This window comes from Desulforamulus reducens MI-1 (assembly GCF_000016165.1).
GTDB classification, from domain to species: domain Bacteria; phylum Bacillota; class Desulfotomaculia; order Desulfotomaculales; family Desulfotomaculaceae; genus Desulfotomaculum; species Desulfotomaculum reducens.
Genome location: NC_009253.1, coordinates 3,083,047 through 3,095,073 on the forward strand (window position 1 = coordinate 3,083,047; position 12,027 = coordinate 3,095,073).

The following is a 12,027-nucleotide window of genomic DNA, read 5'->3' on the forward strand; positions in this document are numbered from 1 at the left end:
ACTTGCCATAAAAGGATTTGGTATCTCCCACTGGATAACCAAATCCTTTTCCTCTAAAGTTTATAGGCCCGGGCTAATATTTGAATGGGGTGAATAACCTCTTGGTGTGTAAGATGAAAAATTTGTAACTGACACATGCCGCACTCCGTAATTACCTGATCTACGGCCATTTCCTGTACCGCCCTAGTTATATTTTGACCAATCTCTTGACTAATTGGATATTTTTCTTTCTTAAAGCCATAGCTTCCGGAAAGGCCACAGCAACCAGCATCCAGGTCCTGGACCTGCAGTCCTGGTATACGCTGTAGTATCGCCAGAGAGGGAACCCCGGAACCCGCAGCCTTCAAGTGACATGGTTGGTGGTATCCCAGCTTTAAAGAGACATTACAAAAATCAGTTTTTAGTTCACCTTGTTCTAATAATTGATCTAAATATTCAAAGGCATCCATCACACTGTATTCACTGGTATCCAGATCAAAGAGTTCATGGTAATCACGGCCCAAGGTGAGGTTACAACTGGGACATGTAGTAATAATCTGATAGCCCTCTGCGGCATATTTTTTTAACTTCTGGATATTTCTTTCAGCATGCCCCTTAGCCACATCTAAAAAACCATTGGCAATAATGGGCAGGCCACAACACTCAAACTGGTCCACCATCACTTCAATGTTATGATGATTGAGTACCTTCACTAACGCCAGCCCCACCTCGGGGTTATTATAGTTCACATAACAACCGGGGTAGTAAAGAACCTTTCCTTTGCAGTTAGCTAAACTTTGCGGCTTGTATAGTTGTAAGAAAGTTTTTGGGGCATACTGAGGCAGCGTCATTTTAGAGCTTACACCCATTACCATTTCCCCCAGTATCCTCAGGGGCTTTATACCTCCTAATACATTTACCAGCGAAGGGGCCAAACGGGACATTTTCCCCATCATTTCCACCCGGCACAATAACTTATCCCGCAAGGGGGCACCGTGCAGGGATACATATTCTCCCTTAGCCTTACAGTTCATAACCGATATACTAACCCCCGAGGGACAAACCACATCGCAGGTTTTGCAGTTGCTGCAATAACCAATGGATGGATGTACAGCAGCTGGTTCTTCTAACCGAAAGCGTTCCAAATCTGGCCCATTCTGCTTGGGACCAGCAAACTTATCTGTGACCCTGGCAACAGGGCAATGGCTCACACAGATAGAGCATTTTATACAGTTGTCCAGAGCAACCCGATCTCCCTGCGTCATGTCTACACCTCCCCCACAAGTTTACCGGCCTTATAGCCCGTGGCCAAGGCAACTCCGTTGCCGCATTTCTCTATGGGATAATTAGCACCGGCTAGATTGGCACCAATCACCCTGATATTCTTTATTACCACTTCTCCCTGGGAATTCACCGGTTGCAAATGGTTATTAACCTCGATACCAAACTTACTAAAGGGATGACCTTCTAAGGATAAAAATTCCTTTGCGGACCATTTTTCATCCAAGACCTTAATCGGTAGATGAAAGACAGTTTCTATTACCTTTCCGGGTTGAGCCTCCATGCCGCCCCCTAGAAAGGAACCCGTTGCTAAAATAATGGATTTTGCTGCTATTGTCAGGTTCTTTCCTGAACCTTCTGCCAATACTTCAGTACAATGTTCTCCCAATACGGTTGTACCTATAACTGTGCAACCTAAAATAATTTCTACACTTTGTTTCTTTAGATGATGCAGTAGAGCCTGTTGCAGTCTCTGACCCGGTAGCGACGGTGGGATATTGGTCACTTCATAAACCTGTACACCCAGACTCTCCACCAGGTTTAGGAGCACCTTTGTGTGCCCTCGCTCACCTAGTACCGGCGGCATCAGAATGACCATCTCCTCTGCCAAGTGGGGCTTTATCTGAGACACTAACCGCTGAAGAACCTCGTCCTTCTCCAGCAAGTAAGCCAAATTATTGGGAGACAGTTCGATTTTACCCAAATCCAACATTAAGGTAGTCAATTGGCAATCTGCTGGCAGATTCATATTGTTTTTTAAATTTGTGGTCAATACCTCGGGATAAAAGTCCTTTAGACCTTGAAATCCCATAACCAATATATTTTTAGCCCTGGGCAACTCCCTTGCAGCCATACCGGCAGGCGCCAGATAGGTGGGTCTAACGGTACCTAATGCCGTAGGTAGCAGCCAATTGCCTTTCTCCGCAACCTCATAGGCCAGCCCATTTTGTGAACAAATCTGCTGAAAAAAGCTTAGGCTTTCTTCTAGGACGTCCCATACCTTTGCATAGGGATGATCCTTTTGGGCAGCAACCATTTTGATGATTTCTTGAACTGGGTCTTGGCAAATTTCCTCTGGATGGTCCAAGCTGTAGCCCCAGAGATCGATACAACCCGAGGAAAGGCCCAAGGCTCCCATGCCCTTTGCCACCAATAACACTTTTTTTCCGCTATCCGCAGCCTTGGCTGCAGCCATGAGACCAGAGAGACCTGCTCCAATAATTAGTACATCTGTGTTTTTTTTCATCATTTCATTCTCTCCATGCCAAATAATGTACAGTAAATTGCAGTGGACAGCTGAGCTTCTCTCATTTGCTGCCCCCACATTACCGGTCGGATCCCCTTCCAACGTTTCTGCAGAAATTTGGTTAAAAATTCCTTGTGATTACGGGTCCAATCATAACTACTAAGGGCTCCCAGGGTACGGTAACTGCAAAAGGTTCCCTGACAGGTACCCATACCTAGTCTTGTTTTTCTTCTAATATCACCCAGGGTAAAACTGTCCCCGTCCCTGGCTACAAAGTCTATTTCGGCAAGACTTACGGCTTCACACTCACAAAATACTTTACACTTATGGGGCTCCTTTTCTGCTTCTTCTAAAACTTTTACAAAATTATCGCCTAATCGATCCGCAGCCTTCTTAGCACCGGCAACACCAAAAACCTTTTTGCCCCGTTCCAGTATTTCCTTCGAAATTGGGTTGGTGAGTGGTTCCTCCGCCGTACGACTGGGTGCATCTACCCCAAGCTTTTGGGCTGCCATATCCACGGTCTTCTCGGCCATCAGTCTGAAGGTTGTAAATTTTCCTCCTACGATACTAACCAAACCATTGAGTCCATCCTGCTGTTGGTGATCCAGCAGCGCAAAGTTTCTGGTTACCGCTCTACCGACTGCTCCATTACCAGCCTGGTATAACGGTCTTACACCAGCAAAGGCTCTAATCATACGGAAATTCTGGAGTTCAGGGATCATCTCACTGCCAATTTTTATTAAATCCAGTACCTCTTGCTGTCCCGGCTTACTGCAGGATGGTTCATCCACCGTGATTGACGTGGTTCCCAGAATGGTAATGGTTCCATGGGGAACAAAAATATCTCCATCTCCCGGTGGCCTTAAGCGATTCACAACCTGATTGGTTAAGCGATGATTATAGGCTACTAAAGTTCCTTTATCTTTAATAACATTTACTTCCAAGCCTGCCATGGCAGCCACTTCTCCGGCCCATGCCCCTGCTGCATTAATAACCAATTGGCACTCAATATATTTATGCTCCCCTGTGAGTTGGTTGGCTACTTCCACTCCACAAATTTTACCGTTACTTTGCTTTATGCCGATTAACTTATGATAAGTCAAAACCTGCCCCCCGTATTGACGGGCGGAGTTAACATTGCTCCACAGCACACGGAAGCCATCCACTGCACAGTCTGGTACCCGAAAGGCCCTGACAATGTCCGGTGATAATACCGGATAGGTTCTGCGCAGTTCCCCAATCTCAACCTCCTCTGTCGGAATACCCGCTTGGGCACAGGAACTGATCCACTTATCTGTATAGGACGGGTCGTCTTCCTTCAGTTGTACAAACAAGCCACCTGTTTCTTCCACACAATTCGGGGCAATTTTGCGCAGAATCATGTTTTCTTCTATGCACTCCCGGGCTGCCTCTTTATCTTTAACGGCGTAGCGGGCACCACTGTGTAGCAGCCCGTGGAATCGGGAGCTGGTACCATGGGCCAGGTCCCCCTGTTCCACCAGTATGCCAGAAATACCTCTGAGGGCCAGGTCCCTTAAAATACCTGTTCCGGTAGCACCTCCTCCGATTACAACCACCTGAGCTCTATCCGTTGTCATACCCTCCAACCTCCGTTTATATTCTCTTTTTTATTATTTAGAAACCAAATAGCCGCACAATAGCAGGATTCTTTCATCCTGTTACTGTGCGGCTTCTCCATATCTCAAGCCAATATCAAATTAAATAAAGGTGTAAACGTTTGAATTTTTTATATTATACAACAAAACTTGTTCTTTTGCTAGATAGGTCATTGCATATTCTGTATCTGATTAGAAGAAAGCCACACTAAACAGTTTTTCCTGTATAGAGTGGCTCATTTCTGTTTTCCCTAAAAGAACTTATTCTTCAGTAGCCCAATCCATGGAGCGACCAACTGCTTTTTCCCAGCCATTGTAAAGCTTATTTCTCTGGTCTTCTGCCATAACACTTTCAAATTGATAATCTAGTTTCCATCTCTTGGCCAGTTCTTCTTTGCTTTCCCAAAATCCGACTGCCAGTCCGGCCAGATATGCAGCGCCCAAAGCCGTTGTTTCAATTACCTGGGGTCTCTCTACTGGTACACCAAGAATATCTGCTTGGAATTGCATCAGTAGGTTGTTTGCCACAGCCCCGCCATCCACTTTTAACGCCTGTAACTTAATATTGGAATCTGCTTCCATTGCTCCTAATACATCTTTCGTTTGGTAGGCCAAGGAATCTAGGGCCGCCCGAATGATATGTTCCTTTGTGGTTCCCCTGGTTAGCCCTACGATGGCTCCCCTGGCCCGCATATCCCAGTAAGGTGCACCTAGCCCGGCAAAGGCAGGCACCAAGTAAACTCCATCAGTACCATCTACCTTGCTGGCAAAATATTCAGAATCCGGAGCAGATTCTAATATCTTCAAACCATCCCTTAACCACTGGATGGCAGCACCTGCGATAAATATACTACCTTCCAAAGCATAGGTTACTTTACCGTCCAATCCCCAGGCAATAGTTGTTAAAAGACCATTCTTGGATTCATAGACTTCGTCACCTGTGTTCATCAACATAAAGCAACCAGTACCGTAGGTGTTTTTGGCCATACCTGGCTCATAGCAAGCCTGTCCAAAAAGGGCTGCCTGTTGATCCCCAGCTACACCAGCAATAGGCACAGAGTGACCAAGGAATTGATCCGGTTGAGTATAGCCATATACTTCACTGGAAGCTTTGACAGTGGGCAACAGGCTCATCGGCACATTTAGATATCCCAGTAATTCCTCATCCCAACACAGTTCACGAATATTGTACATCAACGTACGGGAAGCATTAGAATAATCTGTCACGTGAACTTGACCACCGGTAAGTTTCCAGATAAGCCAGGTATCCATGGTTCCAAAAAGAAGTTCGCCCTTTTCAGCCATTTCACGGGTACCGGGCACATTATCTAGTATCCATTTCACCTTGGTGCCAGAGAAGTAGGCATCCACCACCAGACCTGTCTTCTTTTTAAAGGTTTCCTCTAGACCTTTCACCTTCAATTCATCACAAATCTCAGTTGTACGCCGGCATTGCCAAACAATGGCATTATAAACTGGTTTGCCTGTGTTCTTATTCCAGACCACCGTTGTTTCACGCTGGTTAGTAATACCAATGGAGGCAATTTCCTCAGGTTTGATACCGGTTTTGGCAACGACTTCGGCAATGACGCCATACTGGGTACTCCAGATTTCTTCGGCATTATGCTCCACCCAACCTGGCTTAGGGTAAATTTGTGTGAACTCCTTTTGGGCTACACCTACAATGTTGCTATCTCGGTCAAATAAAATTGCCCGACAACTGGTTGTCCCTTGATCCAAGGCCAGTACATACTTTTTCGCCATCATTGTATCTCTCCTTACCTGTTCATATTATTTAAGTTGAATTTTAATTAATTAACTAGGCTAAAAAGAAGGCTTTATAGAACAGTGCTCCCAATACACCACCAATAACTGGTCCTACAACGGGAATCCAGGAATACCCCCAATCAGAATTTCCCTTACCTGCAATGGGCAACACTGCATGGGCGATACGGGGTCCCAGGTCACGGGCAGGGTTAATGGCATAACCTGTGGTACCACCTAAGGATAAACCAATGGAAACGATCAAAAGACCAACAATGAATGGGTTGATACCATCAGCGAATTTATTTGCTCCAATGGCCAGAATACCTAACACCAGAATAAAGGTACCAATAATTTCACTCACTAAGTTGCCAAAGTTGTCACGGATGCCAGGTCCTGTACAAAAGATACCCAATTTTGCTCCTGGGTCATTGGTTTCTTTCCAGTGAGGCAAATAATGAAGCCACACAATGACACCACCCAGGAAAGCACCGATAAATTGAGCCAAGATATAAGATGGTACATCCGCCCAGGGAAAACTACCAATTGCCGCAAGACCTATGGTTACCGCCGGGTTCAAGTGGGCTCCACTAAAGCCGCCAACTGCATAGACAGCCATTGCTACGGCTAAACCCCAACCCGCTGTGATAACAATCCAACCACTGTTTTCTGCCTTAGATTTTTTAAGTAAAACACCAGCAACAACACCGTCACCTAAGATAATTAAAATCATTGTACCAATAATTTCCGCCAAAAATGGTGTCATAAAAAATCTTCCTTTCTTATACTATTTTTTGGCGCCAGACTCTGTATTACAATGTTACCAGATCGATCTTACAGAGTTAACCGGCTATACTTTCCAGAATTGAATACAATACCTGCTAAGACAGATTTTACACCCCCCTTTTTTGAATACACTACTAAACCCTTTGGGTCGTGCTGATGTTGATCCTTAGTAGAGAGCAGTGGCAGGACAAGGATGCCTTAGTAAAACTTGGCTTCCTCCATACCCTAAAGGGCACAAGCTTCGTTGACGCCTGCCGAAGCTTAGTTTGCCCTTATGTATAGCAGAAAGTTTTATACTTTCTACTAGAAAAAAATAACGACTCATATAGAACATTCTTATCAATGTTCCTTTGAGCCGTCTCCCTCTCTCCTGGCCAGGCTAGAGTAAAAACAAAAAAAAACCCCATGTAATAGTTAACAAGCATTAACTATTTAAGGGTTATTCTCCTAAACTCCAACCAAATATCAAATTGTATATTGGTTTAAGTGGAAACTTCTATGGTTAAGATTATACTCCATTTCGATTCTAAATGCAAGAAAAATATAAATACTACAATAATTGTGAACTTTATAGTTAGAACCATAATTAAGCAAATGGCATATCCCTGAGATAACTCGCCATATACTATAAATTCCACAGAGCCCTGCGACTGGTGGAGATAAAATCAATACCCATTGCAAAGGCTTCTTTTACATCCTCCGCCGTTTTTAATAAGCCACCCCCAAGAATAGGTATCCCCAATGCTTGTTTAATCTCGTTAACCACATAGGCTGGTACAGTGGCCGGTAATATTTCAACTGCACTGGGCTGAACGTTTTTAGCAATCCGTATACCTGTTTTTAATGAAGTAGAATCCACCAGAAAGATTCGTTGAATCACAGAGATCCCTTCTTCATGAGCCGACTTCACCAAATTGGATTTTGTTGTTACAATACCCGCAGCGCCCATTCGCTTGAGGAGTCTTACCCCTGCCCAGTCTTTACCAATTCCCTCTATAAGATCGATATGTACAAGGAGATTTTTACCCTCTTTATTAATTTTATTAGAAACTGCAGGTAAAACATTAATATCCCCACCAAGAAGAAATATTGTCTTTACTTTCGGGTGTTTAATAGCCTCCTCTAAATCTTCCAGTCGTCGAATGGCGGCACCAATTCTATTATAGAACAATACCTTTTCTTGAAAACCCATTTCGTTACCTCCAACCTAATAGCACCGGATTTACATTTTTCTCTACCAATATATACTCTCCTAAAATCGCGAATCTATTTTAATAATCATTTTGCTTGCTTAACGAACTCCATTGGGCTTTTAAAACACTTTATCGTTACTTTAACTAATTTTTTAAATTAAAAATTTTATTTTGTTGATGTATTATTGGTAAAATCAATATATAATATAATTAGTCTTACTATATAAAAAGTCTATTTCCTTCGATAATATTCAAACTTTTTAAAAATACTAATACTCTATACCTCTAAAAAGGATTTCCCTATTTAGTGTCGAATAGTGTCATGTGAATTTTTTTTAATCTCGACCCATGTGTGATTTGTCACAAATGACTTTATTATAAAAAATTCATTAACATACAGTGGAGGTTTTCATGATTCAGGTTAATAACTTTCGTGAGGTTGTTGAGTTAAGAAAAACTTGTGGCAATCAGGATTCCCATTCCTGTGACAACTGCTCTTGCCCCTTAAAGGCGAAGGGTATTTTAGGCATGACTGTCTGTGAGTTGGTTACTTCACATATAAATACTGAACCCAAATCAGTTGAAATTGTTTGCAATTGTTCTGTGGAAGATGACCCATTGGGCATTAAAGATTTTTTTGAACACTGTGAGAAGGGCTATATCCGACCAACTTCTCGTCAGATGGATTTTATGAAACGTCAGCATGAAAAATGTACCCAGTGCCCTGCTAATACCCGATACACCATGCACCACGACAAATTAAATATAGAAATATCACCCCACCTTTGCACAACTCTAAAATCTACCGCCCAAACAATTCGAGATGCTGCCAAGGGTAATTCATGTTGTTTGATACCGAAGGTTCCTAAAAAATTATCCCATAAAGCTTTTTCATTAGGGAAATCATTATAAATAAAAAGCCGAGGATTGGCTTTAACATCCCCGGCTTTTTATTTACTTGTGGCAAATTTGGTTATCCTAGGTTCTCTCGAACATTTTTGTTCGTTTTCATATAAACTCTCTAACCCAATACTGTCTAATATCTCGTTAATTAAGTCCTTATCCATTTATTCTTTCCTCCATTCAAGTTGGTTACCCAATTAATATATGTGCATTTTCTAAAAAATATGCCTGTTTTTTAAAACATTAAGAATCATAAAGTCAGCTTGCAAAAGCGCTTCTATCTGATGTATAATAATGCTAGCTCGAAAAATGCTTGGATATACGGTGAACTTTCTCTATTGCCAATGGCTGCGGGGAATTTTTAGGTAACTGTAATTCCCTAGCACGGGCAACTATTAGAGGAGGTTTTTCCATGTATCAAGACAAAACTTTAACCTGTAAAGACTGTGGTGCTGATTTTGCTTTTACCGCATCTGAGCAAGAATTCTACGCAGAAAAGGGTTTCACCAACGAACCCGGTCGTTGCCCCGAGTGTCGTGCCGCTCGTAAAGCTGCCAACAACAGAGGTAACGGTGGTTTCAACCGTAGAGAGCGTCAAATGTTTGACACCATCTGCTCTGCTTGTGGAAAAGAAACTCAAGTTCCTTTCCAACCCCGTGGTGATAAGCCCGTATATTGCCGTGATTGCTTCAGACCCCGCAACAACTGGTAATATCCAATAAATAATTAGGTCGTATAGAAAAATCTATACGGCTTTTTTATTATTGCCAGAGAGCACCATTATGCGAGGTAGCCGGTGGATTGGCAGTAATGCAACGGCCACCTGTTCAGCAGTGGCCGCTGCGGAGAGAAGATATTAAGGCTTATCCCTGCAAATCTTGGGAATAAAATGATACTGGAGGTTAGCTTACTGCCCCTGCTTAGAATAATTTGATTATCCCTTCCTATAATTGGACTATTTAATACCATTCCCGGCAATAAGTATCGAACAGGCAACTTCACTTCTATCACCCTTTTTAAAAGACTCTCTCTAGGAGACCAAAGGTGAGGATTGAGAAAACTCAATTTTATTCCTAGAAGATTTCTTTGCCTTATAAAGTGCATTATCTGCAGATCGAATGATTTCTTCGACAGTTTGACCATGCACTGGGAATACTGCCACACCCATAGAAACAGTAACCCTGCCACAGGGAAGGCACTCCCTCCCCTCAAAGGGATGATTTGCTATATTGACACGTATTCTCTCAGCCACATCATGGCTTCTAGCAACATGGGTGTCTTTGAGAATGACAACAAATTCGTCCCCACCATACCGGGCAACCATATCTTCATCCCTTACTGCAAGGGTAAGAATATTGGCTAATTCCTTTAATAAGCGGTCTCCTGCCAGGTGCCCTAAAGTATCATTAAAGGTTTTAAAATAATCAATATCCATCATAATTAAGGAAAAAAAGAGTCCTCACTTAAAGAGACCACCCGATCTATCTGTTTAATAAAGGCCCTATAGTTAAAAAGACCTGTCATAGCATCACGATCTGCTTTTTCCCTTAAATCCTGATTTTCTAAAGCCACTCTTTTCTTTTCCAACCATTGCACTGTGTTATCTCGTACCACAGCCATGCCACCTAAAACCTTGTCTTGCTCATCCTTCCAAGGGATTGTATCAACTAACAGACAAACCTCATTTTCATTAGGATCTTTTACAATTATTTCCTTTCCTTTTTCGAATTTATTTTCGTGAATTGCCAAAGCTAACACACGTCCTGGTTCCCCTGCCTCCGCCAGAGGTCGCCCAATCATATCGCTTCTCTTACAGCCACCTAGTAAAAAACAAAATGTATTATTTAAAACTGAAATACGTCCTTTTTCATTACCCACTAATATGCCGTTTGAAGTAGCCTGCATAACAACCTTTGTGAGCAAATACTCCCTGCCAAGCTTGCTAATACCCCAAACAACAAATATTCCTAAGGCGATGGTAATTAATATTGAGATTACAACTGCCCGCCACCCCCGGGCTTTTATCCCCTCTTCAAGAACGGTAATCTCTTCGCCCAGTCTACGGTTTTGAAATTCATTAATATCCTTGGCTGCCTCAATAATTTCCCTAACATTCCCTCCATGCCGAACATTACCAATGGCAATGGTCATATTTTGTACGGTCTTCTTTCCTTCAGTGGTATGTACTAAATCCAATAATTTTGTATTTATTTTTTCAATTTGGGATAATGAACTTTCTGTCTTATCGGGATTGGATATGACTTTTTCTGCTAAGGTTAAAACCTGGGCACTCAAGGAGATTTTTTCTCTGCGTTCTCCCAATTTATTTAAAACTTCAGCCTGGGTATAAAAGGTAATACCCATTTGAAAAATAAATAACAGCAGTAATGACATAACTAATGCAGTCATTGAAACAATCATTTTTTTCCTTATATTGGGAAGATTAATCATCGCCTCACCTCAACTCATTTTTTTAAAATTTATTATTAAAAATATCAAATACGTTTATTATTTTCAATATTCAAAAAATGTGCTGTCTAGATTTTTGTCATTATCTTTCAAAACAAAAATCTGCCCAAGACAGATTTTTGTTAGGTAAATGAATTGCATAATTGTTAATCCAGAAAAACGTGAATCCAAGAGTACAAAATAGCTTAATTTTTTAAAATGAATTAGAACACCATTCTTTGCCCCATTGAGCATATAGGGGTTCCATCAAAGTCACAGCCTTCAGGATGGTCCTTAGAGCCTCGGGAGTTAATGGGGATAATGCTTGATTCACTTGGAATTGGTTTACTAAGCGAAAAACCACATTGGAACCGAAACCTTATATCATTAGATAGTCTTTTTACTAATGCAGCGACTGTAGGTATTTGTTCTAATTGTTTTGCCACTAATGCACGAATCATGTTACCGACACAGTGACCCTTTGGACCGAGAACCGCCCTTTTAACCACATTAAGGGCAGGAGATAGATCCAAAACTGAAAGAACCTTTTGCAATTTTGTCTCTGGTTCAAATTTTAGTAGTTCTTCGAAGGAAAATAGGTTTGGTTGTAGAAGATACAAGTAACTTCACCTCTCTGGTTGTTATTTGTTGGTACTTATATCTTTTACCAGAACAGGGGTGAAGTCCTTTTTTTACCCTTCAGAAACCGCTAAAATATTGGACTCAGAAATATGCAATTTACTCACTTATTACAAATGGCTTAACACTGCGTTCTTGGTAAACGTAGTTATCCAAGTGATAAATGAGA

10 protein-coding genes and 1 pseudogene are annotated in these 12,027 nt (G+C 41.9%); 2 read left to right on the forward strand and 9 right to left on the reverse strand.

Annotation, left to right across the window (positions count from 1 at the left end):
- Positions 1-53: 53 nt before the first annotated feature.
- From DRED_RS15150 to DRED_RS15175, 6 genes are all read right to left on the reverse strand, one after another.
- Positions 54-1,244: an anaerobic glycerol-3-phosphate dehydrogenase subunit C gene (locus DRED_RS15150; RefSeq protein WP_011879139.1), complete on the reverse strand. Its 1,191-nt coding sequence runs from the start codon at positions 1,242-1,244 to the stop codon at positions 54-56.
- 2 nt (positions 1,245-1,246) lie between these two features.
- Positions 1,247-2,509, reverse strand: coding sequence for an anaerobic glycerol-3-phosphate dehydrogenase subunit GlpB (glpB, locus tag DRED_RS15155; RefSeq protein ID WP_011879140.1), 1,263 nt, complete (start codon positions 2,507-2,509; stop codon positions 1,247-1,249).
- Positions 2,506-4,107: an anaerobic glycerol-3-phosphate dehydrogenase subunit GlpA gene (gene glpA, locus DRED_RS15160; protein ID WP_011879141.1), complete on the reverse strand. Its 1,602-nt coding sequence runs from the start codon at positions 4,105-4,107 to the stop codon at positions 2,506-2,508. The genes glpB and glpA overlap by 4 nt, the downstream gene beginning before the upstream one ends.
- Positions 4,108-4,386: 279 nt before the next feature.
- Positions 4,387-5,889, reverse strand: coding sequence for a glycerol kinase GlpK (gene glpK, locus DRED_RS15165; RefSeq protein WP_041274996.1), 1,503 nt, complete (start codon positions 5,887-5,889; stop codon positions 4,387-4,389).
- Positions 5,890-5,944: 55 nt separating this feature from the next.
- The gene (locus tag DRED_RS15170; RefSeq protein ID WP_011879143.1) at positions 5,945-6,655 is read right to left on the reverse strand and encodes an MIP/aquaporin family protein; all 711 of its coding nucleotides are present in this window, start codon (positions 6,653-6,655) and stop codon (positions 5,945-5,947) included.
- Positions 6,656-7,300: 645 nt separating this feature from the next.
- Positions 7,301-7,867, reverse strand: a complete 567-nt coding sequence (locus tag DRED_RS15175; RefSeq protein ID WP_011879144.1) for a glycerol-3-phosphate responsive antiterminator — start codon at positions 7,865-7,867, stop codon at positions 7,301-7,303.
- A 412-nt stretch (positions 7,868-8,279) separates the two neighbouring features.
- On the opposite strand from DRED_RS15175, the gene DRED_RS15180 reads away from it, so the two are divergent.
- Together DRED_RS15180 and DRED_RS15185 are read left to right on the forward strand one after the other, a co-directional pair.
- Positions 8,280-8,780, forward strand: coding sequence for a hypothetical protein (locus DRED_RS15180; RefSeq protein WP_011879145.1), 501 nt, complete (start codon positions 8,280-8,282; stop codon positions 8,778-8,780).
- Positions 8,781-9,183: 403 nt separating this feature from the next.
- Positions 9,184-9,483: a zinc-ribbon domain containing protein gene (locus tag DRED_RS15185; protein ID WP_011879146.1), complete on the forward strand. Its 300-nt coding sequence runs from the start codon at positions 9,184-9,186 to the stop codon at positions 9,481-9,483.
- A gap of 318 nt (positions 9,484-9,801) precedes the next feature.
- On the opposite strand, the gene DRED_RS15190 is transcribed toward DRED_RS15185, so the two are convergent.
- From DRED_RS15190 to DRED_RS15200, 3 genes and pseudogenes are all read right to left on the reverse strand, one after another.
- Entirely contained in the window at positions 9,802-10,209 is a 408-nt protein-coding gene (locus DRED_RS15190; RefSeq protein WP_011879147.1) for a GGDEF domain-containing protein, read from the reverse strand.
- 2 nt (positions 10,210-10,211) lie between these two features.
- Positions 10,212-11,192 carry a PAS domain-containing protein gene (locus DRED_RS15195; protein WP_198006905.1) on the reverse strand — a complete coding sequence of 327 codons (981 nt, stop codon included), beginning with the start codon at positions 11,190-11,192 and terminating at the stop codon, positions 10,212-10,214.
- Between the two features lie 254 nt (positions 11,193-11,446).
- A pseudogene (locus DRED_RS15200) lies at positions 11,447-11,839 on the reverse strand (transposase); the annotation flags it as partial.
- Positions 11,840-12,027 lie beyond the last annotated feature (188 nt).